At 68.8% G+C, this 23,476-nt stretch carries 20 protein-coding genes; 14 read left to right on the forward strand and 6 right to left on the reverse strand.

Annotated features, from left to right (window positions below; translation table 11 throughout):
- Positions 1–41 precede the first annotated feature (41 nt).
- Positions 42–1,649: a carboxylesterase/lipase family protein gene (locus NG1_RS21280; protein WP_062973416.1), complete on the forward strand. Its 1,608-nt coding sequence runs from the start codon at positions 42–44 to the stop codon at positions 1,647–1,649.
- 180 nt (positions 1,650–1,829) lie between these two features.
- On the opposite strand, the gene NG1_RS21285 is transcribed toward NG1_RS21280, so the two are convergent.
- The gene (locus NG1_RS21285) at positions 1,830–2,402 is read right to left on the reverse strand and encodes a TetR/AcrR family transcriptional regulator (protein ID WP_062973421.1); all 573 of its coding nucleotides are present in this window, start codon (positions 2,400–2,402) and stop codon (positions 1,830–1,832) included.
- Positions 2,403–2,549: 147 nt separating this feature from the next.
- Here NG1_RS21285 and NG1_RS21290 point away from each other — a divergent pair, with 147 nt between their 5' ends.
- Together NG1_RS21290 and NG1_RS21295 are read left to right on the forward strand one after the other, a co-directional pair.
- On the forward strand, positions 2,550–5,024 hold the full coding sequence (locus NG1_RS21290; protein WP_062973424.1) for a 2Fe-2S iron-sulfur cluster-binding protein: 2,475 nt from the start codon (positions 2,550–2,552) through the stop codon (positions 5,022–5,024).
- Between the two features lie 174 nt (positions 5,025–5,198).
- Positions 5,199–5,885: a PAS and ANTAR domain-containing protein gene (locus tag NG1_RS21295; protein WP_062973426.1), complete on the forward strand. Its 687-nt coding sequence runs from the start codon at positions 5,199–5,201 to the stop codon at positions 5,883–5,885.
- 13 nt (positions 5,886–5,898) lie between these two features.
- Here NG1_RS21295 and NG1_RS21300 read toward each other — a convergent pair whose 3' ends face one another.
- Complete coding sequence (locus tag NG1_RS21300) at positions 5,899–6,975, reverse strand: baeRF2 domain-containing protein (protein WP_063910399.1); 1,077 nt, start codon at positions 6,973–6,975, stop codon at positions 5,899–5,901.
- Between the two features lie 820 nt (positions 6,976–7,795).
- Between NG1_RS21300 and NG1_RS36830 the strand changes: the two genes are divergently transcribed.
- Both NG1_RS36830 and NG1_RS21310 read left to right on the forward strand, forming a co-directional pair.
- Positions 7,796–7,954, forward strand: a complete 159-nt coding sequence (locus NG1_RS36830) for a hypothetical protein (protein ID WP_157106603.1) — start codon at positions 7,796–7,798, stop codon at positions 7,952–7,954.
- Positions 7,955–8,470: 516 nt separating this feature from the next.
- On the forward strand, positions 8,471–11,188 hold the full coding sequence (locus tag NG1_RS21310) for a hypothetical protein (RefSeq protein ID WP_062973430.1): 2,718 nt from the start codon (positions 8,471–8,473) through the stop codon (positions 11,186–11,188).
- Here NG1_RS21310 and NG1_RS21315 read toward each other — a convergent pair.
- Positions 11,170–12,642: an MFS transporter gene (locus NG1_RS21315; protein WP_062973431.1), complete on the reverse strand. Its 1,473-nt coding sequence runs from the start codon at positions 12,640–12,642 to the stop codon at positions 11,170–11,172. The genes NG1_RS21310 and NG1_RS21315 overlap by 19 nt on opposite strands.
- Before the next feature lie 111 nt (positions 12,643–12,753).
- Here NG1_RS21315 and NG1_RS21320 point away from each other — a divergent pair, with 111 nt between their 5' ends.
- Positions 12,754–13,410: an EthD domain-containing protein gene (locus tag NG1_RS21320; protein WP_062973433.1), complete on the forward strand. Its 657-nt coding sequence runs from the start codon at positions 12,754–12,756 to the stop codon at positions 13,408–13,410.
- A gap of 5 nt (positions 13,411–13,415) precedes the next feature.
- On the opposite strand, the gene NG1_RS21325 is transcribed toward NG1_RS21320, so the two are convergent.
- Positions 13,416–14,294, reverse strand: coding sequence for a LysR family transcriptional regulator (locus NG1_RS21325; RefSeq protein ID WP_062973434.1), 879 nt, complete (start codon positions 14,292–14,294; stop codon positions 13,416–13,418).
- Between the two features lie 71 nt (positions 14,295–14,365).
- Here NG1_RS21325 and dapA point away from each other — a divergent pair, with 71 nt between their 5' ends.
- Together dapA and NG1_RS21335 are read left to right on the forward strand one after the other, a co-directional pair.
- Entirely contained in the window at positions 14,366–15,301 is a 936-nt protein-coding gene (dapA, locus tag NG1_RS21330) for a 4-hydroxy-tetrahydrodipicolinate synthase (protein WP_063910393.1), read from the forward strand.
- On the forward strand, positions 15,298–16,836 hold the full coding sequence (locus NG1_RS21335; protein ID WP_040866281.1) for a DHA2 family efflux MFS transporter permease subunit: 1,539 nt from the start codon (positions 15,298–15,300) through the stop codon (positions 16,834–16,836). The genes dapA and NG1_RS21335 overlap by 4 nt, the downstream gene beginning before the upstream one ends.
- Before the next feature lie 204 nt (positions 16,837–17,040).
- Here NG1_RS21335 and NG1_RS21340 read toward each other — a convergent pair whose 3' ends face one another.
- Entirely contained in the window at positions 17,041–17,595 is a 555-nt protein-coding gene (locus NG1_RS21340; protein WP_062973436.1) for a TetR/AcrR family transcriptional regulator, read from the reverse strand.
- A gap of 84 nt (positions 17,596–17,679) precedes the next feature.
- On the opposite strand from NG1_RS21340, the gene NG1_RS21345 reads away from it, so the two are divergent.
- Positions 17,680–18,396 (forward strand): SDR family NAD(P)-dependent oxidoreductase, encoded by a 717-nt coding sequence (locus NG1_RS21345; protein ID WP_062973438.1) that lies wholly within the window; start codon positions 17,680–17,682, stop codon positions 18,394–18,396.
- Between the two features lie 9 nt (positions 18,397–18,405).
- On the opposite strand, the gene NG1_RS21350 is transcribed toward NG1_RS21345, so the two are convergent.
- A complete protein-coding gene (locus NG1_RS21350) occupies positions 18,406–18,837 on the reverse strand; it encodes a type II toxin-antitoxin system Rv0910 family toxin (RefSeq protein WP_062973442.1) in 432 nt (143 codons plus the stop codon).
- 563 nt (positions 18,838–19,400) lie between these two features.
- Between NG1_RS21350 and NG1_RS21355 the strand changes: the two genes are divergently transcribed.
- The 5 genes from NG1_RS21355 (at position 19,401) to NG1_RS21375 (ending at position 23,468) form a co-directional block, all read left to right on the forward strand.
- Positions 19,401–20,771: an ATP-binding protein gene (locus NG1_RS21355; RefSeq protein ID WP_062973444.1), complete on the forward strand. Its 1,371-nt coding sequence runs from the start codon at positions 19,401–19,403 to the stop codon at positions 20,769–20,771.
- The gene (locus NG1_RS21360; protein WP_043704215.1) at positions 20,771–21,196 is read left to right on the forward strand and encodes a roadblock/LC7 domain-containing protein; all 426 of its coding nucleotides are present in this window, start codon (positions 20,771–20,773) and stop codon (positions 21,194–21,196) included. Before NG1_RS21355 ends, NG1_RS21360 begins: the two co-directional genes overlap by 1 nt.
- Positions 21,197–21,269: 73 nt before the next feature.
- The gene (locus NG1_RS21365; protein ID WP_039805398.1) at positions 21,270–21,620 is read left to right on the forward strand and encodes a DUF742 domain-containing protein; all 351 of its coding nucleotides are present in this window, start codon (positions 21,270–21,272) and stop codon (positions 21,618–21,620) included.
- On the forward strand, positions 21,595–22,200 hold the full coding sequence (locus NG1_RS21370; protein WP_040866287.1) for a GTP-binding protein: 606 nt from the start codon (positions 21,595–21,597) through the stop codon (positions 22,198–22,200). Before NG1_RS21365 ends, NG1_RS21370 begins: the two co-directional genes overlap by 26 nt.
- Positions 22,197–23,468 (forward strand): cytochrome P450, encoded by a 1,272-nt coding sequence (locus NG1_RS21375; RefSeq protein ID WP_062973446.1) that lies wholly within the window; start codon positions 22,197–22,199, stop codon positions 23,466–23,468. Before NG1_RS21370 ends, NG1_RS21375 begins: the two co-directional genes overlap by 4 nt.
- The last annotated feature ends 8 nt before the right edge of the window (positions 23,469–23,476 follow it).

Raw genomic sequence — 23,476 nt, forward strand, 5'->3', positions numbered from 1 at the left:
CGCCGCCGACCGTAGCGACGCATCGGAGGTAGTGGACAGCCATGATTCGCTCGATCGTGCGAACCGCGCTCGCTCTGACGGTCGCCGCCGGTGTGTGCTTCGCGGGTACTCCGCCGCCTGTGGCGGCCTCCGCGCCGCTCGGCGTCCTCGTGACCGGTGGTGAGGTCTCCGGCCGCGCCGCCGACGGAGTCGTCGAATACCTGGGCATCCCGTTCGCCGCGCCCACCGGGGGCGAAGCGCGGTTCGGACCGCCGCGCCCCGTTCCGCCGTGGCCCGGTGTGCGCCCCGCGCGCGAGCACGGGCCGCAGTGCGCGCAGAACGGCTACCTGCCCGACGTGCCGCCGATCGGACAGATCAGCGAAGATTGCCTGACCATCGACGTATACGCGCCGGACCGCGCCCGCGATCGCCCGCTGCCCGTCATGGTGTTCTTCTACGGTGGCGGCTATATCAACGGCTCCAACAGCGAATACGACGGGCCCACCCGGATGGTCGCCGACGGCGACGTCATCGTGGCAGTTCCCAATTACCGCCTCGGTCCGTTCGGCTTCATGTCGCTGCCCGAACTGACCGCCGAATCCGGCGGAGCCACCGGAACGGTCGGCATCCAGGACCAGCAGGCCGCTCTGCGGTGGGTGCGCGACAACGCGCCCGCTTTCGGTGGCGATCCGGGCAATGTCACGATCTTCGGTGAGTCGGCAGGCGGCGTGAGTGTCTGCACCCACTTCGCCGCGCCCGGCTCCGAGGCCCTTTTCGCCAAAGCGATCATCCAGAGCGGTGCCTGCGCACAAGCGCCCTTGGCCCCCGTCGATCCCGGCGACGCCTTCGCGCGCTCGCAGCGCTACGCCGAACGCGTCGGATGCGGGGATCCCGCGACCCGGCTCGCCTGCCTGCGCGCCCTGCCCGTAGCGGCACTTCTGGACGCGCCGAACGTCGAAGCCGACGGACAGACTCCCGTCTGGGTGCCCAGCATCGACGGCGTCGTCATCACGCGGACACTCGACGCGGCCTTGGTGGGGGACGCGAGGAAGACGCCGCTCATCGTCGGGTCCACCAGCGCGGAAGGCGCGCTGAGCGTCGCCGAGACCGACTACGCCCGCGGGCGCGTCCCGGACGCGGCGAGCTATGAACGGTACGTGCGCGAATCCTTCGGCGCCGACGCCGAGCGAGTCCTGGCCCGCTATCCACTCGACCGATATCCGTCACCGGCGGCCGCCCAGATCGCGGTGATCACCGACAGCCGGTTCGCCTGTCCCGCGCTGTTCACCAGCCGAACGGCGCGCGACGCCGGACATCCGCTGTGGCAGTACGAAGTCGATCAGGCGCCGCTCGGTGCCGCCAATCCTGTTCTGCCCGGCGCCTTTCACTCCTCCGAGCTGTTCTATCTGTTCACCGGATTCATGGGCGTGCCGATTCCCTGGACGGGTGCGTCCGCCGCTTTCGCCGCGCGAATGCAACGCTGGTGGACCACCTTCGCCCACACCGGTGACCCGAACGACCCTGGTCCACCCGAATGGCCTGCCTGGCCGGAGTCGACCTGGCCCGGCTCCGATGGGCCTGCTCTGATCATGCGTGCGACCGGCAGCGTCGTGACTCAGGATTTCGCCGCCACGCACGACTGTGCGTTCTGGGCGGAGCGCGACCGATGAACCTGTCGTACGCCTGTCGCCGCCGCTGCTGAGCAGGCCCGGCACTCGACGGAGTGCGAGCGCGGCCGTTGCTCGATTCGCCGAGTCGACGGCCCCGGTATGCGCGGGGCGCTGCCGGCCGTCCGTTGCGAGACTCGAAGGCGTGAAAGTCTCAGCCGGATGACACCGGCGGAATTCCCGCTAGGCATCCTGCTCTCGGATGACGGCACGGGCGACCGTATCGGCTATCTGCTCGTCGGTGAGATTGCTGCGCTGGATGAGTGCGTGCGAGAGAACGGCGCGCACGACGACTTCGGCCGCCTGAACCGGCGACAGCGCGAGTGCCGAATCGTCGCGCGCCGCGATCAAGGGCGCCGCGATGGCGGCGACGGTTTCGACCAGGTTCAGCTCCGACCCGCCGTGCGTGATCGCGACATCGAGCAGACGCGCGGGCTCGTGGCGGCGAATGTAGCTGAAAGCGGCGTGTTTCCGCAGGTAACGCAGGGCGAAGAGGGTGCAGGAGCGGGCTACCTCGGCAGCCGGTGCGAAAAGGTCGATCTCGCGGTAGGCGGCGGCGACCATCCGGCCGATCTCGTTGCGCCCGACGGCGGAAACCAAGCCGTCTTTGTCGCCGAACTCCCGGTACGCCGTAGCCCGGGAGACGCCTGCGCGCTCGGCCACCGCGCTGAGCGTCAGGTTGTCCAAGCCGCTGTCCGCGATCAGCGCGACTGCCGCGTCGAGCAGCGTTTCCGACGACCGGGTGGAGGAACTCATGGCTCTTTCTACCTCGATGCGGCAGCGGTCCGGCTTGCCGACTGTGGACAACTGAGACTAATCTAGCGAAAAATCTCAGTCCTCGACGTGATTCGACCACGGTGGCGGCTGCGGAAGACCAGGCATGGACGTCGGAGGGCAGCATCGGTGATTCACGGACAGTCGGCCGCCCACACCGGCCGCGGGCACGCGGTGGTGCTCGGAGCGAGCATGGGAGGGCTGCTCGCCGCGCGGATTCTCAGCGACTGCTTCGGGAAGGTCACGGTCGTCGAGCGCGACGACCTGTCCGCACCCGGCAACCGCCGCGGGGTGCCGCAGGGCAGGCATGTGCACGCGCTGCTCGCCCGCGGCAAGCAGATCTTCGAGGAGCTGTTTCCCGGCATCACGGATGAGCTGCTGGCCGACGGCGCCCTGGAATGCCGGTCGTTGACGGAGATGCGGATGACCGTCGCGGGGCACACCCTCCGGCAATCCGACGGGGGTTACTCGCTGTTGCAAGCCAGCAGGCCGTTGCTCGAATGGCGAGTGCGCGAACGCGTACGCGCACTGCCGAACGTCGAGGTGGCCGACCGTCGCACGGCCGTGGAACTGCTCTTCGACGCGAGCCGGAGCCGGGTGACCGGTGTACGGATCAGGCCGGACGGCGCGACCGCGGCCGAGGGGCTGCGCGCCGATCTGGTCGTGAGCTGCCTGGGGCGGCATGGGCCGGTCGACCGGTGGCTCGCCGATTCGGGCTACGAACGCCCCGTCGAGGAAGGGGTGCGGATCGACATGATGTACGCGAGCCGCTACGTGCGCCTTCCGGCCGGTGCCTTGGGCGAGAAGGAGATCGTGATCGCGAATCAGGATCCCGCGCGCGGATTGGCGCTGTTCGCCGTGGAGAACGGGGCGCACATCCTCACCCTGATCGGCTACGGCGAGGATCGTCCACCGACCGATGCCGACGGCTTCTGGCGGTTCGCCGCCTCGGTCGCACCGCCGGACGTGCGCGCGGCGCTGCTGGACGCCGAACCGCTCAGCGACGTCGGCACGTACCGATATCCGGCCAATCAGCGGCGTCGCTACGAGCGGCTGTCCCGATTTCCGCAGGGATTGCTGGTCTTCGGCGACGCGGTCTGTAGTTTCAGCCCGGCCTTCGGCCAGGGCATGACGGTCTCCGCCCTGCAGGCCGTGCACTTGCGCCGCGTGCTCGCGCAGGGCGACCACGATCTGGCTCGTCGCTATTTCCGCGCCGCCGCCACTGCTGTCGACGACCCGTGGACGATCACGAAGCTGTTCGACACGGCGATGCCGCATGTGGACGGGGGAGGGGCGCGGACCCGTGCGCTCGGCGCGCTCGCGCGGCTGGTCATGGCGGTCGGTGCGCAGGACGCGGCGGTCGCACGACAGATCGCACGCATAGCCGGGCTCTTGGACCGCCCGGCGGCGGTGCTGCGTCCGGCCGTTGTGCTCGGTGCGGCCAGGGGTGTCGGGGTCATCGGCGTCGAACAGTTGCGCGCGTCCGCTCGCGCCGCGGTCGACCCGGCCGGTGTGGATATGTTCGACCCGATTCCGCACGGGCCCGCGCGCGGATTTCATCGCCTGGCAGTGCGATCGGTGGTCCGCGGCAGCGCCGACAGCGTCGTGATCGAATTCGATGTCCCGGCCGAACTCGCCGACCGGTATGCCTTCCGGGCCGGCCAGCATGTCGTGGTGCGGGGAACGATTGGGGGCAGACAGATCCGGCGTAGCTATTCGCTGTGTGACGCGGCGGGATCGGGCAGGGTGCGGATCGGCGTCAAGCGCAGGGACGGCGGAGCATTCTCCGGCTATGCGATCGACCGTCTGACCGCCGGAACGGTGTTGCACGTGTCCGAGCCGACCGGCCGCTTCACCCCGGATCCGGATCCCGAACGGCCACGGGCATATGCCGCGGTCGCGGCGGGCAGTGGCATCACGCCCATCGCCTCGATCATCGCCACCATCCTCGAAACGGAACCGCACAGCACGTTCACGCTCCACTACGGCAGTCGGGACAGCGAGCACATCATGCTCGCCGATCACCTCGCCGCGCTCACGGACCGATTCGCCGGACGGCTGCGCATCACCCACCACCTGTCCCGCCGACTACCCGCGACACCGCCCCGAGCGGGCTCGGGTGTTGCCTTCCGCCGCGGACGTGTCGGGGCGTCCGAGGTCGCCGAGCAAGATGCCGACCGGTGGTTCCTTTGCGGCCCCGAGGATCTGGTCGCCGACGTGGTGGCGGCGCTCGGCCGCTGCGGCGTCGAGCGGTCCCGGATCATGGTCGAACTGTTCGAGACCGAGCAACCCACCGCGCCCGCGCCCGATGCCGACGCCCCGGTCAGCCGCGTCACGCTCACCGGGTACGGCGAAGACCTGCGCTTCGAGATGTCCCAGGGCCGCCCGGTTCTCGAAGCCGCGCTGCGCCATCGCGCGGACCTGCCCTATTCCTGCCTCGGTGGCTCGTGCGGAAGCTGTGTCGCCACGGTCGAGGCCGGACGCGTCGACATGCCTTCCGATCCGCTGTCGGCCCTCACCGAAGACGAGATCAGCCAGGGTCGTGTGCTGGCCTGCCGCGCCGCCCCGCTCTCGAGCGAAGTGACCCTGCGCTTCGGTGAATGACGGCCGGGCTCGCCCGCCGCGCGAGGGCCGCTCGGCGCGCGATCGGCGAGGCCGGGAACCCGGCTCCCCAGGATTAGGACGATGATGTCACTGCGGGGGGGTGCGCGGTCGGGACGTCTGCTTCGATCCGCAGGATCCACGGTGAAACGCCGCAGGTAGGAGCATACTGACGCGATGAACGAATCGGGCGACCGAATCGTGGACACGGCCGAGGGAGCGGTAGCCCGGGTGGTCGGCGCAGGCACACCGCAGACCACGGGGAGCTTCCGATTCTGGTTCGCCGATCAGCGGTGGGAGTGGTCGGACGAGGTCGCCGCGATGCACGGTTACGCGCCCGATTCGGTGACGCCGACGACCGAGTTGCTGCTCGCGCACAAGCACCCCGAGGACCGGGATCATGTCGCGGAGGCGATCGAGAAGTCGGTCCGCAACGCCGAACCGTTCTGCAGCCGCCACCGCATCATCGACACCGCGGGAGCGCTGCACCACGTCCTCGTGCTGGGCGACACCATGACCGACAAGGACGGCACCGTCGTCGGCACCGCGGGCTACTACGTCGACCTGACCACCGCGATCGCCGAGGAACGCCAGGATCTGCTCGACGGCACGCTGCCGAAACTGTTCCGGGCGCGCGCGCTGATCGAGCAGGCCAAAGGCGTGCTGATGCGGGTCTACCGGATCAACGCCGAGCAGGCGTTCCACGTCTTGCAGTGGCGTTCGCAGGAGACCAACGTCAAGCTGCGCGACCTGGCCGCACAGCTCATCGCCGAAATCGACCACCTGCCCCCGGCTCCACCCGCGGTGCAGACCGCCTTCGACCACATGCTGCTCACACTGCACGAGCGCATCCCGAAATCGTGAACTCCGCCGCGTCCTAGCGCCTCCGTAGCAGGGCGCCGGCTCCGTCGCGCAGCGCGGCCACGGCGTCGACCAGGACGATCTCGGCGCCGATCGCCAACGCGGCCACCGGAAGGGCTTCGTCGGCACGGCGCATCTCACCGGCCGCGGCGTTCGCCGCCGGGCCGAGCAACGGGTTCGGAGCGGTCCCGGCCAGCACCAAGCGGTCGCCCAGCGCCGAACTGTCCAGCAGTAGGCGCTCCACGGTGGCGGCGCGCAACGCCGTTGTGGTCGCGGCCAGCCCGGCCACCGCCAGGCCGTCCGGACGGTCGATCTCGGCGGCGAAGCGGTCGAGCACCCGGCGGTGGCGCAGTGCCGCCACCCGGTGCAGGATCTCGCGGACTTCCGCGTCGAGCGCCTTCGGGTCCGACCCCGGCATCAGCGTGCCCGCTTCGGCCTCGACCACATCCCGGCCCTTCGCGTCGAACACCGCCCGCAGCTCCGTCCGGGCCCGGGCCTCTCCGGCGAGCACGACGACTTCCGCGTGCACGGTGTCGGCCAGCCGGTCCAGTTCCCCGGCGAACTCGCGGATGTCACGCCGCGTGGTGTTCTCGACCCGCTCCCGGATCGTGCGATGCGTCCAGTCGTCGCGCCGGATCTCCGGCGCCGGATGCCCGACGTCGCGGAGGGTCTGCTCCGCTTCGCCGCCGTGGCCGTCGAGTGCGTAGAGTTCCGAGCTCACCCGGTCCACGAGCGCCACGACGTGCGGTATTTTCTCGGCCTGCACTTCGATGAGCGGCAGCAGGTAGGGCAGGGGTGACATCCGGACGATCCGGTCGTGCGGCGGGTTCGGCAAGCGCTCGTCGGCGAGCACCTCGGTCTCGTCGGCGATGAGCAGCCTGCCGCAGCGTCCGTGCGGCGGGGGATGCAGTTCGATCGCCTGGGCGAGCAGCCGCCGGATCCGCGGGCGAGCTCCGCTGCGGTCCAATTCGGCGTCGATCGAGCGCCAGCGCAACTCGGTGCCACGCGCGGCGTCTTCGGCGTCGTATGAGCTATCGAAACAGACCGAGGCGAAGGGTCCGTGTTTTCGAATTATCCGGCGGAGATCGGCCATCGGTATCACCTGGTTTCCCTGGCTGTGGACGCCTGCACCGAGACGGGCGGCGAGAATCGGGCATCCACCCGGTCGCAGGGCGTCGGCGCCCGGGTGGCGTCGTCGTCTGTGCCCACAGCTTCGGTTCGGCGAACCATAGTCGGCGGGTACCCGGGTGCCTCGGGCCGAATCAGCCACCACAGATCCTTGCGCGGCCCCTATCCCGTATCGGCCACACCCATTGTGGGCGAGGGGTTTCCGCCCTTTCCGAGGCCGTTGACGGGCTCGGGCCGCGCCTGATCGTCGCCGTTGTGGATGGTCACCGCCCGATATCGACCTCGCCGGTCCGTTCGGCAACCGTTCGGAATCGCGCAGCAGGCGTGTTTGCGCGTTACGCGCTGTCGACGAGAGCGATCCACCGATCCGATCCCCGCAGGTGTGGAGGCGCCGCCACACCGGCACCGGCGGGCCCGCGTGCACAGCCACGGCCGTCGGTGAGAGGGATAGGTGATTTTTCGCTCGCTGCCCTTTTTCGGTTTCTTGTAAGAAAGCCGGTCGAACGCGTGTTTTCACTGATCAGCGGGTCCAATTGTGACCAAGCGACCGCTTGGTGTCCGAATCGTGAACCGTAAAGATCGGTTTGTTTGAGGTGTGCTGTGGTAAATGTTGGAGGTATCGGTGCGACAGCGCGGTCGTTCCGATAAATGGGGCGAGGAACCCGCGCTGCTCGATGTTCAGCCGATTCGACGCGCTCTGGCGCGAAACCACCGGCGCGCACGAACACGAGGGCTCTCCGCAAGTATGTGTGCGGCAACGTGCACCAGCGCAGAGGAACGTCATCGTGATCGAGAAACCCGAAGCGCCCGTCGCGGACGACGAAGAACGAGATCGGATCGTATGGCCCGACCCCAGCCCACTGAGCGGCTGGTGGGCCGAAGTCATGGCTCATCGCCGGATCACCCGGCCCCACACCTCCACCGCCGACCCGCGGCACAACTGACCGGACCGACGGGGTCGCCCGGCCTTCCGCGACGTGCGGGCGGCCGGACCCCGACGACCCCGTAGGCGATGCCGCCGTCGGCAAGCGCGCCGTAATTGCGGGCCCTGCGCCACTTTACGGCGCCTTCGTTCGAATCACGCTTGTGGAAAGTGTTTTCCCGGCGCGGCGAACGTGTCGGCGGTGTAAATAGCTTGTTGCGGCGGGTGACTCGCACGCCGCGAAATTCGCCGAGATTTTGCGACAAGCACTTCGAACCGCGCGAAATCGAAGGTTCCACCGGAGTTCCGCTGCACCGCCGGGATGGAACTCCTCGCCCCGACCTCATCGCCCGCGAATTCCGGGCTCGTTCGGCATGTCTGCCGCACGGTTGGTCGCGTCCGTTCCCGCTGCGGGTTCGCGCCAAGACTCTCTGAGTGCCAACGGGTTTGGCGTCTGCTTCAATGGGTGGTCACATTCGGCGGAGGACACGGGGGCGTGATGTCCGGCACCAGAGCTGTCTCCTTTCGGGGAGTCGATGTGCTCGAAGATCTGCTGCGTTCGCTGGTACGGCGGCCGCGGCGCGGCGAGCGGATGCTGCCGATGGTGGGTCTGTGCGGCGATCTCACCAATGTCGAAGCATGCCTGGACATGTTCGACGCGGCGCTCGGCGGCGCGGTGCACGTGGCCGCGAACGTCGACGCTCTCGACCCCTTGCCCGACGGCAGCTCCCTGGTCGAGGACACCACGCCGGGGCTGACCGCACTGCGCCGACTGCTCTACAACCTCTGCAAGGGTTTGTCGGCGGACCGCTTCGGCCGCCTGCGCCCGTTGCCTTTCCGGCGCTACCGGTTGGCCGAGTGGTTGATGGCTCGCAAGCTCAGTTCCGACAACGAATTGGACGAGCTGGCGACATTGCTGCGCAGGGACTTCGGCCGGTGGGGCGAGGAATTGCTCGGCGAAGCCGAGGCCACGGTGGGCCCGGTGCAGCGAATCGTGCTGGGGCTGTTGCGCATCGTGCTGCCCACGGCGGTGTTCCGGGCGCGCACCGGCGGCCGGATTCCCGGTGTGGGACGGGAGTTCCGGTGGTTCATGCGCCAGCAATACCTGGCCCCGGAACAGTCCAGCCAGTTCGTCGGATTCGCGCACCGCCTCACCGAGGGCGCCCGGCGCCACGAACACGCCGAGCATCTGGCCAAGCTGCTGGTGCACGCCTTCCTCGAAGACCTGCGCGTCGCCTACCGCCGGCGCTGGTGGAGTCTCGGCGCGGCACGGCGCACCACCTATCCGGTCGCGCTCCTGCGCGCACTCGACGGCGAAGCCGGTCCCCGGCTGCTCGACCTGATCAACGACGTGCGCAACGAGACCGGCAAGGACGATCCGCTGCTGGTGGTGGCGGGTACACGGACGCCACCACCCGGCGTCATCGCGCGCCCGGTGTCCCGGGTGCGGCGGCTGTACGAGATCTGGGTGGAGGAGCTGCCCGTCGAGCGGCAGCGGCAGCGCCCCCGGGCCTGGCAGCTGTGGTTCGACGTGCCCGCGACCGGCCCGAACGACGACGAGCCCGACCCGTTCCGGCGCATCCAGCCCCCCGATCCGCCGTGGTGGGCGCGGCGGGCGGTGTCGGCGACCGCGATGTTCCTGGTGGTGGTGCTGGCGGTGGCGGCGGCCGGATTCGCGACATGGCGCCCGTGGCGTGCGAGCGTGCCCGCGTGCGTGACCGTCGCGGCCGACCGGTGGGTGCGCGTCGTTCCCGGTGCGGACGGCAGTTGCGTCGGTTTCAGCGCCTACGATCCGGATGATCCCGCGGCAGGCGGACGGGGCTTCCTGTTCGCGAGCGACGAGCCCGGCAGCCGCCGTCTGGTGGAGGTGCAGCGGCGGGTGTACAAGCAGAATCTGCTGGCCGAGCAGCTGGCCAGGGAGCAGCCGGCGCGTCCGCTGTTCACCCTGGTGTACTTCGGCCAGCTCGCCGGCGTTCCGGGCGACTACCCGGCGCAGAGCGAGGACATCGAGGGCTTGGCGCTGGCGCAGTACGGCGCGCTGGAATCGGTCGCCTCGTCCGACGCCCTCACACCCGACACCGTCCCGCTGATCCGGCTGCTGCTGGCGAACACCGGTCCGGCCAATCTGCAGGGGCCGCAGGTCGTCGATCTGCTGAGGCCGCTGATCCGCGCCGAGCCGGGCATCGTCGGGGCGATCGGACTCGATCAGAGCCGGACGGCGACGCTGAGCATGATCAATTCGCTCACCGGCCTCGGCATTCCGATGGTGGCGCCCAGTCTGTCGGCCGACGAGATGGTGCTGTCCTCGCCGCTGTACTTCCAGATCGCCCCGCCCAACCATGCGATCGCCGACATGATCGAGCAGTACCTGAATTCGCTTCCCGGGGCGGCCGGGCGCGGCGTACGGATCTTCCACCGGCCCGACCCGACTGATCTCTACACCACGAACATGGCCGCCGACCTGCACATCCTGGCCAGGAGCGGGCGAACGATCTGGGATGGCTCCTGGGACGTGCGCGAGGCGTTCACCGGGGCGGACAACACCGACGCGTGTGACGAGGTGCTGTTCTTCGCAGGCCGGGATTCGGAATTCCCCGACTTCCTGCAGAGCCTCAACCGAGCATGTGGCGACCAGCGGGTGCTGTTGATCGCGGACGATTCGGTCAACCGGTTCATGGCCAGCGCGGACCGGCGCAGGGCGGCCAACAGCGCGCGCCCGCTGGTCTACGTGGCCAAAGCGAGCCTGGTGACCTGCCGCAACAGGGGCCAGGGCCGACGCAGCCGGGTCGAGTTCTACCATCTCGCCACCACCGTGGATCCGGACATCCCGAGCTGGAACGCGTGCGCCGAAGCCGACAAACCGCTCGGCGAGCGCGTCCAGTTGCATCCGCTGGGGGAGCGGGTCGCGCTGACCTACGACGCGGTCGGATTGTTCGTGCGCGCCGTGCAGTCGCTGGCCCCGGCCGTCTCGGGCGTGTGGACCGAGCCGATCCCGATCAGCGCGGCCGCGGTATGGGCCGCGCTGCGTGACCTACCACGGCAACCGGCCATCGAATCCAGCAGCGGCGTGCTGGACTTCTCGGTCAGCCAGGGCGCCCACGCGGGGCGGGTGGCGCACGACAAGTGGGTCGGCATGCTCAGTGTGGAGCAGATCTGGGATCCCTCGAGCACCGCCGAGCCCGTGATGATCTACGGCTGTGGCCGGGGCACCGCCGACGACACCGCGCAGTGCCGTCACTACCCGCTCGGCGGCTGACCGGCCTCGACATGGCTCGGCTCCGAAGTCGCGCTGAGTGGCTCGGCCAGTTCCTCCAGCGAACGGCCCTCGGCCCGCACGCCGTAGGCCAGTTCGACCAACCCGGCCGCGAACATGGCGAGCGCGCCGATGACGAACGCCAGGGCGGTCTTCCCGGGCTCGCCGTCGGCGGTGAGTTCGGCGAACACCAACGGTCCCGCGACGCCGCCCGCGACGGTTCCGATCGCGTAGAAGAAGGCGATGGCCATGGCGCGGGTCTCCATCGGGAAGATCTCGCTGACCGTCAGGTAGGCGGCGCTGGCGCCGCACGACGCGACGAACAGCACGGCCGTCCAGCAGGCGGTGAGGGTCGTCGCGGTCAGCTGACCGCCCGCGAAAAGCCATGCGGTGCCGAGCAACAGCACGGCCGAACCGAGATAACTGCCCGCGATCATCGGCTTGCGCCCGACCGTGTCGAACAGCTTGCCCAGCAGCAGCGGGCCGAGGAAGTTGCCGAAGCAGAGGACCGCGAAGTAGTAGCCGACCCGGTCGTCGGGGATGTCGAAGGATTTGGACAAGATGAGCGCGTAGTTGAACGTGATGGCGTTGTAGAGGAATGCCTGCCCGATGAACAGCGACAAACCGAGCACGCCGCGCCGTGGATAGCGCCGCACGATCACCTCCGTGATCTCGCGGAAGGAGATGGTCCGCCGCTGCCGGATCCGGATTTGCTGATCGGAGACGTCTGTCAGCGCGGCACCCGCGTCCGCTCGGACGCGCTCCTCGATCGCGGTGACGGTGCGCTCCGCGTCGTCTTCCTGACCGTGGATGAACTGCCAGCGCGGACTCTCCGGGACATGCCTGCGCACCAGCAGGATGACCAGTCCGAACACGGCACCGAGCGCGAAGGTCAAGCGCCAGCCGACATCCGGTGCGAACAGGTCGGTGTCGAGCGCGACGATGGACAGCAGTGCACCGCCGACGGCGCCGAGCCAGTAGGTGCCGTTGATGACGATGTCGATGCGCCCGCGGTACTTCTTCGGGATCAGCTCGTCGATGGCGGAATTGATGGCCGCGTATTCGCCGCCGATGCCGAATCCGGTGAGGAACCGGAAGAAGACGAACCACCACATCGAGAACGACAGTGCCGTCATCGCGGTCGCGAACAGGTACACCGCCAGGGTGACCAAGAAGAGCTTCTTGCGGCCGAATCTGTCGGTCAGCCAACCGAAGAAGAGCGCGCCGGAGCCCGCGCCCGCGACGTACATGGCCGCGGCGAGACCGGAAACCTGTGCCGCCGTGATGTTCAGGCCACTGCCCGGTTCCGACAGCCGGGCGGCCACGCTGCCGACGACGGTCACTTCGAGCCCGTCGAGGATCCAGACGGAGCCGAGTCCGATCACGATCATCCAGTGCCACCGCGACCAAGGCAGACGATCCAGCCTGGCCGGGATGTCGGTCGATATGGTCCGCACGGATCACCCCTTCGGAAGACTGACGGTCGGATACCCCGAGCCGCTCCGGCCAACCGCGCCGTGGGCTAGGCTCGGATCTCGAGTGAAACGTGTTCTAGAAAGTGGTTCGTGATGAAGACGATCTACGCGCTGTGGGGCGTGCGCGACCTGCTCGCGGCGGATCCGGCGCCGCGACTGGCGGGGGCCGCGGCGGTGCAGGCGAACATCGCGGACGCGGCGGTCGAGACGGCGATGTTGCGCATCTCAACCTTCGACGCGCCGGTGCAGGCCGTCGTCAACGTCTGGTGGGACGGGACGCCGCGCCCGGACGCGGCGCAACGAGCGCTGAGCGCCGTGGCCGAGCGGGTGGTGGGCTGGCACGTCGAGGAGGCGACTCCGATTCCGCCGCCGGTCACCGCCGTGCGCGTGCGGGCGCCGGGCCTGTCGAACATCGCCTTCCTACGCAAACCGGATGACCTGTCGCAGGCCGACTGGCTGGACCGCTGGCGCAACCACCACACCGCGATCGCCATCGAGACCCAGGCGACGTTCGGCTACGTCCAGAACGTCGTGATCGGTCCCGCCACGGCCGGTGCGCCGGACATCGCCGGAATCGTGGAGGAGCTTTTCCCGATCGAGGCGCTCACCGATCCGCACGCGTTCTACGGCAGCGGCGGCGACGCGGCGGAGCTGGCGCGCCGCATCGAGCGGCTGATGACCAGCGTCGCGACCTTCGGCGGCGACCGGAACCTGGATGTCGTACCCACCAGCCGGTATCGGCTGCGCTGAGCGGTTCAGCGGCCGGGGGAACGTTCTGCCGATTCGCGCAATGCGACTCGGGCGGCGCGCACAGCGGGATGGTCGCCCGCGCCGCGCCGATAGGCGAGGTGGGTCCGCCGTCGCGTCGGCAGCGCGCCGAGCGTGACGCCCGGAGGGCGATCCCGCGTCCCGAATTCCGGGACGAGGGCGACTCCTTGACCGGCGGCCACGAGTGCGAGGACCGTGCCGAAGTCGTCGGCGTGATGCCGGATCCGGGGCGTGAATCCCGCGGCCTCGCACGCGCGCACGGTCATCGTGTGGCACAGCGTGCCGGGAGTGCTCGCGATCCAGGCGCTTTCGCGGTGCGCGGCGAGCGGTTCGGCCGATCGCGCCGCGAGATAGACGATCTCTTCGAACAGCGGCTCGCTGTGCAATGCGGGATCGGCGGGGACCGGCACGTAGTCGTACTCCTGGATCAGCGCGACATCGAGGGTCTCGGCGCGCAGTGCGTCGGGCGCCAGCGCCGGATCCAGTTCGGTCACACGCAGTTCCAGCCGGGGGTGCGCGCTGCTCAGTGCGACGAGTGCGGGGGAGAGGATGGTCCGCACCGCGGTGGGGAACGCTCCGATGCGCAGCGTTCCGGTGAGTTCGGCGCGGGTCGTGGCCAGCTCGGCGCCGGCCTGTTCGAGCACCGCGAGAATCCGCTCGGTGTGCCGGACGAGGGCCACGGCCGCCGGGGTCAGCGTCACCCGCCGGCCGGTTCGCGTCAGCAGTGCCACGCCCGCCTCCCGTTCCAGGGCGGCGAGCTGCTGCGAGACCGCCGATGGCGTGTAGGCGAGGGCTTGCGCCACCGCGGCGATGGTCTCGCGATGCGACAGTTCCCGCAGCAGACGCAGTTTCCGGACATCGAGCATAAGTCGAGCTTATGGTCTGCGACAGAAACGTGAACTGGATCTGATGATTCGGCGCGGTCAGGCTGGTCGTCATGACACTCGCAGGTCTTCTCGTCCCCTTGGTCACGCCGTTCACGGCCGATGGCGGGCTCGCCGCAGGCGCGCTGGAGCGGCTCGCGCACGAGGTGCTCGACGACGGAGCGACCGGCATCGTCGCGCTCGGCACCACCGGGGAGCCCGCGACGCTGACGGCGCAGGAGCGGGCGCGAGTGGTCGACGTGTGCGCGGGCGTCTGCCGGGAACGCGACGCGCCGTTGCTGGTCGGCGTGGGATCGAACTCGACAGCGGCTTCCGTCGAGGCACTCGCCGGTCTCGATCCGGGCAGCACCGCGGCGCTCACCGTGGTCCCGTACTACACGCGACCCTCCGAGGCGGGTGTGCTCGCGCACTTCCGGGAGCTCGCCGCGGCGTCCCCGGTGCCGCTGGTCGTCTACCACATCCCGTATCGGACCGGGCTTTCCCTCCGCACCGACACCTTGCTCGCGCTCGCGGATATGCCCGAGGTCATCGGCCTGAAGCATGCCGTCGGCGCCATCGACGAGGCAACCATCGCGCTGATGAGCGCGCGACCCGCCGATTTCGCCGTGCTGGCGGGCGACGATCTGTTCGCCGCGCCGCTGCTGGCTCTCGGCGCCTCCGGTGCGATCGCGGCCTCGGCCGCCGTGCACACCTCGTCGTTCGCGGCGCTGGTCGCCGCGTGGCGTACCGGTCCGGTCGACGTGGCGCGGTCGCTCGGTCACCGGCTGGCGGTACTGTCGGCGGCGCTGTTCGCCGAACCCAATCCCGCGGTGATCAAAGCCGTGCTCGCGGCGCAGGGCCGCATACCGAGCGCGGCGGTACGGCTGCCGTTGCTGCCCGCGAGCGAGGCCGCGACCCGGGCCGCCTTGTCCGCGCTCGCGGAATTCCCGACATCAGGAACGGGCAATGACTGGTGTTGCGGCCGCGAAGGTGCCACGCTTAAACGGTGACACAACCTCCGGATACCCAGGCGGCTGGGCCCGACCCGTCGGCCGACAAACTGGACGCGGCCGTCTTCAAGGTCGCGGGCGTGGTCGTGCTCGGCGCGATCATGTCGATTCTCGACATCACCGTCGTCAGCGTCGCGATCCCGACCTTCCAGCGCGAGTTCGACACGAGCTACGCCATCGCGGCGTGGACGATGACCGGCTACACGCTCGCGCTGGCCACCGTGATCCCGCTGACCGGGTGGGCGGCCGACCGCTTCGGCACCAAGCGGCTGTACATCATGGCTCTCACCTTCTTCGTGCTCGGCTCACTGCTGTGCAGCACGGCGTGGAACATCGAATCGCTGATCGCCTTCCGCGTGATCCAGGGCTTGGGCGGCGGCATGCTGATGCCGCTGGGCATGACGATCATGACCCATGCCGCCGGTCCGCAGCGGGTCGGCAGGGTGATGGCGGTGCTCGGCGTGCCGATGCTGCTCGGCCCGATCGGCGGCCCGATCCTGGGCGGCTGGCTGATCGAGAACTTCAGCTGGCACTGGATCTTCTTGATCAACCTGCCGATCGGCGTGGTCGCCTTGGCGCTCGCGATCATCTTGCTGCCCGGCGACAAGCCGGAGCCGTCGGAGTCGTTCGACTTCATCGGCATGCTGCTGGCCTCGCCCGGCCTCGCGCTGTTCCTGTTCGGCGTCTCCTCGATCCCGGGGGAGGGGACCGTGCTGGCGGCGAAGGTGCTGATTCCGGCCGCCGTCGGCGCGCTGCTGATGGCCGCGTTCGTGTTCCACGCGCTGCGCACCGAGCACCCGCTGATCGATCTGCACCTGTTCCGCAACCGGTCGCTGACCTTCGCGGTGCTCACGATGGTGCTGTTCGCCATCGCGTTCTTCGGAGCGGGCCTGCTGCTGCCGACCTACCTGCAACAGGTGCGCGGCGAGTCGGCGCTGCAAGCCGGTCTGCTGATCGCGCCGCAGGGCATCGGCGCGATGCTCAGCATGCCGATCGCGGGCCGTTTCGTGGACAAGATCGGTCCGGGCAAGATCGTGCTCGTCGGTATCACGCTGATCTCGATCGGGACGGCGTACTTCATCCAGCTCGACGCCGACAGCTCGTACCTCCCCATGATCGGCGCCCTGTTCGTGATGGGCCTCGGCATGGGCTGCACCATGATGCCGATCATGACCGCGGCGATCCAGACCCTGACCCACCAGCAGGTGGCTCGCGGGTCGACCCTGATGAACATCGTCAACCAGACCGCCGGTTCTATCGGCACGGCGACGATGTCGGTGGTGCTGACCAACCTGCTGAACAACCAGCCGCTCGCGCGTCCGGCGATCGCGTCGAACTTCGACCCCGGCCTGGCGAGCCAGCTTCCGCCGGGGGCCGTCGACACCGGTCTCCAGCAGGCCGCGGAAGCGTTCAGCCACACCTATGTGGTGGCGCTGGTGCTGATCGTGCTCACCTTGATCCCGGCATCCTTCCTGCCACGCACGAAGCCGAAGAACCCGGAGGCGGTCGACGCCGCCACGGTGGTACACGCCTAGGTGTACGCGTCCCGAGATCGCCTGTCAGTCAGGCGATCTCGGGACGATATGGGCCGGTTGCCGCCCGATCGCCCCGTGAATCCACGCCGGGGACGCGTTTGCGGCAGCCGGTCGAGGACGATCCGGACGACCGGCCCCCGCCATCTGATAGGCGAAGCGAATCCCGTCCGCTGCCGCTGCGTGCGGCACCGGTGTGCGTTCCGGTCACCGACGGCTTCGAAGGCCGTCGAACACGATCTCCGCGGCACGCCGCCACGACGGCGAGCCGGTGGTCTCCCCGAGCAGCGACAGCGCCCACACCAAGTTGACGACGTCCTCGTCGGTCGCGTCGGCGCGCAGCGCACCGTCTTCCCGGACGCGTGCGAGAACGGCGGACAGCTGCGACATTCCGCGGTGGCAGGCTTCCGCCAGCCGAGCCGCCGCGGGATGATCCCCGGTGAACGCCTCGAGCAACCCGCGATCGGCGGTCAGCCGGATGAGCAGGTCTTCCACGAATCCGGTGAAGGCCGTCCACGCGTCCGGCTCGGCCGCGGCACGGGCGGCGATCTCGTCCACGGCCGCCAGGCGTGGCGGCAGGAGGGCGTCGATCAACGTGTCGCGGGTCGGGAAATGGTTGTACAGCGTTCCGATGCTGACGCCCGCCCGCCGCGCGATCTCCTCCAGCGAGCCCTCGAGGCCCTGCTCGGTGAACACATCGGCCGCGTGCCGCAGCAATTTCTCGCGGTTGCGGGCGGCGTCCCGGCGCAGCGGTTTGGTCACGCGGCCATTCTACAAAACTGAGGGAAGCCTCGATTTCATGCTACGGTCATAAATCGAGGGGGTCCTCAGATTCAAGGAGAGCGTATGGCGCAGCAAGCGACCGCAGTGATCGTCGGCGTCGGGCCCGGCCTCGGGATGTCGATGGCCCGCCGTTTCGGCCGGGAAGGATTTCGCGTCGCGCTGGTCTCGCGCAGCGACGCAAGGCACGCGGCATATCTGGCCGACCTGGCGGCGCGCGGTATCGACGCCACCGCCCACGTCGCGGACGTCACCGATCGCCCGCGGCTCGGCGCGGTACTCGCCGACATCCGCCGCGACGGCCCTATCGGAATGGTCTATTACGGGCCGGGGCCGACGCAGCAGCCGGTGCCGATCACCGATATCGACGCCGAGACGGCGCGATCGGCCTTCGAGTGGGTATGGCCTGCGGTGGACGTGGTGAGCGACGTGCTGCCCGGCATGCTCGAACGAGGGGACGGTGCGTTGCTCTTCGCCGGTGGCCTTTCCAGCGTCCGCCCCATGCCCATGCTCGGTCATCTCGCCCTCGCGACGGCCGCGCTGCGCAACTACGCGCTCACCCTCAACGCGGCCCTGGCCGGGCGCAACCTCTACGCGGGCACCCTCACCATCGGCGGTCTCGTCGAGCGCGGGGACATCCACGCCATGGTCACCGCCGACCCCGCGCGCTTCGGCAGCGCGGAAGGGCACACGCTCGATCCGGACCACTTGGCCGAGGCCGCGTGGAACATGTATCGCAGCCGCGACCGGGCCGAGGAGATCTTCGACGCCCTCGGCGGATGACGGTCGGGCTCAGCCGTAGAGCGCGATGAAGCGGTCCAGGGAGCGCTCGATATCGCCTTTGACCGCGCGGGCCACACCGGATCCGATCGGACCGAACAGCGGCGCGCCGCCGAGTTCGATGTCGACGGTGACCTCCGAACCTGAGCCTTTCGGCGCGACGAGCAGCTGCAGGCCCAGTTTGGTGCCGCCCTTGCCCGCGCCGCTCAGTTGCAGGCGGCGCGGGGGCTCGGCGGCGCGCACCGTCCAGGTGACCCGATTGCGCAGGCCCTTCACCGAGGCGATGCCGACCAGTCGGGTGCCGACGGTCAACTCGGCGGGGACCTCACCGCGCCAGGCTTCGTGCATGGTCAGCCATTTGTCGAGTTCGGCGAGGTTGGAGGTGTGCGTCCAGGCCTCCTCCGGCGAGATCGGGACGTCGACCGAGACCTTCAGCTTTGCCATGGGCGCATGGTATCCGGCCGGTGGCCCACCCGGTCGAATTCGAACACCCGCCAATACGTTTGTGGACAGGCCGGTGAACACCCATTCCGCCTGCCGAGTTGGGCGCCCGGCCTGCGCGGCCGCTGCGCCGCCGGTGCCGTTTCCGGTGCTCATCCCGGGTGCGGGCCCGTACGCAGGGCGAACGTCCGCGGGTTGCACCGCAGCCCAACATTATTGCGCAGCTATGTCGCGATCCCCGGCACGTATCGTCCCAGCTCCGGGAAAACGGAAAGTGTCGATGGGATCGGCAGAGACTTCGTTGGAATGCTGCTAATGTGCGTTTGGTCGGGTTCTGGTTACCGTTCGGATACGATCCGGGCGGTCGGCGATTGACGTGTAATCGCCTGTCCTGCGGGCACTGTGCGGTAGGCACTCTCGGTGAGTGCCGGTGCCGTCGCGGGGTTCCGGTACTCCGACGCGGACCCCACCGACCGGTCCGTTCATGGTCGGCAGGCGAGGGAAGGCGAGCGAAGCAGGATGGCAGTGGGCCGATTCCTCGAGACCAGTCAACGACGAAAGAACTGATGAATCAAGATATCGCCGTGGTGCTTTCATGGATCCTCGCCGCCGCTTTGGTGATCGCCGTAGCGGGGGCGTTGTACGCAGTGCAGTATGCCAGGGCTCAACGGGCCAAGCTCGAGGCTGTGACCAGGGAACAGCGCGCGACGGAGGACACGCTCGAGCGGTTCGCCGCCACCACGCTGCCCGCGGTGGCCGAGTCGATCCGCCGGTTCGAGTCGCAGGTGCCCCCGGTCGAAGTCCAGGCGGGCATGGAGAATTCACGGCTCGCGCAGATCCTGCGGTGGATCTCCGAGCGGTACGCCGACGATCTGAGCCTGATGCGCTCGGAGACCAGGGACCTGACCAACAACGAGGCGCAGCAGGCCATCAAGGCCGCCGAGGAGTCCGCGCGCACCGAGGTCGCCTCGGCGTCGCGCCAGGCGACCAGCGCCGCGGTGCGCTCGTTCGGTACCTCCGTGGTCAGTCTCGGCGCGGATGTCAGCCAGGTGGTGAGCGCCGCGCTGCGTGAGCATCGCGACGACGCGGTGTACGAAACCCTCACCCGCATCGACCACACCGTGCAGCAGATGATCCGTCAGGCGCAGTCCTATGTGATCGTCTGCGGTGGTCTGCCCGGCCGTCGCTGGCCCGCGCAGACGCTGACCGACGTGGTCGGCGGCGCCATCGGCCGCGTCCGCGAATACCTGCGGGTGCGGCCCAACCAGCTCGATCGCGTCGTGATCAGCCGTGCGGTGGAACCGCTCGTGCACACGCTGGCGACCCTGCTGGACAACGCGTTGCGGTACTCCCCGCCGACTTCCTACGTGGACGTCAACTTCCAAGAGGGCCATCACGGCGTCACCGTCATCATCGATGACGCGGGCGTGCGGATGAACGCCGAGCAGATGGAGGAGGCCCGCCAGGTGCTCGCGCACGAGCGGCCCGTCGACATCCACCAGCTCGGCCCGTCGCCGAAGGTCGGCTTCCCGGGTATCGCCGCGCTGGCCCGTCGCTACGGTTTCACCGTCTACATCGACGGCCCGAACGTCTACGGCGGCATGCGCGCGATGGTCTACATCCCGGAGTCGCTGCTGGTCACCCCGCAGAACGTCCAGGAGGTCGCGCCCGTGGCCGAGGCCAAACCGGAACCGGTGACGGTTCCCGCGCAGGACGCGCCGAGCGAGCAGCCCGGCGAGGACGAGCACTCGCTGACGGTGAGCGAGATCACCAGCGGCGGGTTACCCAAGCGACGACGCAGGACGGTCGCGCTCGCTCCGGTCGGGCCGCGCACCGAACCGGGCCTCGCTCGCCCCGAGATCGCAGCAGCTTGGCATACCGGCTCCAAGAGCGGCCGCGCCGCCGCATCTGATGACACGGAAGGGATGACATCCTGATGGCCACACCCGTGACCGACAGCAGCAACAAACTGGGCTGGCTACTCGAAGATCTCAGCATCACGGGTGTGCGGTTCGCGGTGTTGCTGTCCGACGACGGCCTGCGGATCGCGCACTCCACGGGGATCGCGCGCGACGAGGCGGAGCGCTTCGCCGCGGCGGCCTCCGGCCTGCGCTCGCTCGGCAAGGCGCTCGGCGAGTTCTGTGGCGATTCCGCGAATGGCGTCCGGCAGAACATAACCGAGTACGACCAGGGGATGATCCTCATCACCGCGGCGGGCGAGGGGGCGTTACTCGGCGTCGCGACCACCAACGAGATCGATGTGGGCCTCGTCGCCCACCGGATGAACGAGTTGGCCGGGCGGGTCGGCCGCGAGCTCGGCAGCCAGCCGCGTAGGCGCGTAGACGGCAGCGAAATGCCATGATCGAGCGCAGCGAGCGAGTCAAAGGTACTGCGCCGCTGCGCATCACGGAGCCGAGCGAAAGCGAGGCGACGTCATGAGCAAGCCGCGGCGCGATCCGGACCTCGTCCGGGCCTATGTGCGCACCGGAGGGCGTACGCGTCCCACTCGCGAGCTGGACCTGGTTACTTTGGTCCTGACCGCCAAAGATCCACTGCCCGGAGCGTCGCCCGATGCGCGCCGGGTCATGGCCCTGTGCAGCCGTCGGGGTGCGCTGTCGATCGCCGAGATCGCGGCGTATCTCGACCTCCCGCCGTCCGTCGTGAAGATCGTCGCGTCCGATCTCATGGACGGCGGGCACCTGGTCACCCCCACCCCGGCCGAGTCCCTGCCGGAGATCGCTCTGCTGGAGGAGGTACTCAATGGGCTCCGTGCTCTCGCCGTCTGATCGCGCCGTCGACTACGTGCCGGAGACCGTGACCCGCTCGGTGAAACTGCTGGTGGCCGGCAATTTCGGCGTCGGCAAGACCACGTTCGTGAGCAGCGTCTCGGAGATCAAGCCGCTGCGCACCGAGGAGACCATCACCGAAGCCAGCGTCGGCGTGGACGACATGGCCGGACTGCCCGGCAAATCGCAGACCACGGTCGCGATGGACTTCGGCCGCATCACCCTGAGTCCCAAACTCGCGCTCTACCTGTTCGGCACTCCGGGCCAGCAGCGTTTCGTCCCCTTGTGGGAGGAGCTGGCCCGCGGTGCCCTCGGCGCGCTCGTGCTGGTGGACACCCGCCGCATCGAGAAGTCCGACGAGGTCCTCTCGGTGCTAGAGGAACGTGGCGTTCCCTATTCCGTGGCGGTCAATCAGTTCGAAGGCGCGCGGCCATACCCGTTGGAAGAGGTTCGCGATGCCCTCGACCTGGAACCCGGCACACCGCTGACGCTACTGGACGCGCGTGATCGAGGCACGTGCCTGCGTTCACTGATCACGCTTGTCGAATTCTTGTTCCACCGTTTGGAGTCTCGCATTTGACCACGCCACAGTCCTCGACCTACCCCCCACACCTAGCCACCGGCGCCTGCCCGGTCGCGCACGGATCGCCGATCGACGCCGACGGTCCCAGATTCCCGCTCTACGCGGAGGATTTCGCGGCCGACCCGCACGGGACCTACCGGGAGATGCGCAGGCGCCATGGATCGCTGGTCCCGATCGAGCTGTCGCCCGGTGTGCCCGCCACGCTGGTGATCGGCTATCAGGAAGCCGTGCGGATCCTCAACGATCCCGAGCACTTCCCCGCCGATCCCCGCGTCTGGCAGAAGAACATCCCCGAGGACTCGCCGATCCGTCCGATGATGGAGTGGTATCCGAACGCCCTGCGCAACAGCGGCGCCGCGCACGCCCGCTACCGGGGCGCCTACACCACGAGCATCGATGCCATCGACCTGCACGAGGTGCACTCGATGGTCGAGCGCATCGCGATTCCGCTGATCAATACCTTCATCGAGGTCGGATCCGCTGATCTGGTGACACAGTACGCGTTCCCGCTCGTCTTCGAAGTGCTCAACCGGATCGTCGGCTGCTCGACGGAACTGGGTCAGCGGGTCGCCACCGGCATGGCGATGCTCTTCGACACCGTGGAGGCGGCCAAGGGGATGCAGATGCTCTCCGAGGCCTTGATGGAGTTGATCCATCAGCGCCGCGCGGAGCCGGGCGACGACGTCACGTCCGGGCTGGCGCATCACCCGGCCAATCTGAACGACGAGGAGATGCTCTCCAACCTGATCAGCCTCTACGGCGCCGGAATCGAGCCGCAGCAGAACCTGATCACCAACACGCTGCTGCTGATGCTCACCGACGACCGTTTCGGCGGCGACGTCCTCGGCGGCAGCCTGTCGACGCGCGACGCGCTGGACGAGGTGTTGTTCAACGACCCGCCGATGGCGAACTTCTGCATCACCTATCCGCGCCAGCCCATCCTGATCGACAACACCTGGTTGCCCGCGCATCAGCCGGTCATGGTCAGCCTGGCCGCCTGCAACAACGACCCGGCGATCCGCGGCGGTGACCGCACCGGCAACCGTTCGCACCTGGCGTGGGCGGTCGGACCGCATGCCTGCCCCGCGAAGTCGGTGGCATCGGTGGTCGTCCAAGAAGCCATCGACCAGCTGCTCGACGCGCTTCCCGAAATGCAGTTGGCCGTGCCCGCGGATCAAGTGGTCTGGCGGCCCGGCCCGTTCCACCGGGCGTTGGCGGCCTTGCCGGTCGTCTTCCCGAAGTCCCCTCCCTTGAACATGGTGTAAGGAGAAGC

The sequence above is a fragment of the Nocardia gamkensis NBRC 108242 genome (assembly GCF_001612985.1).
GTDB classification, from domain to species: domain Bacteria; phylum Actinomycetota; class Actinomycetes; order Mycobacteriales; family Mycobacteriaceae; genus Nocardia; species Nocardia gamkensis.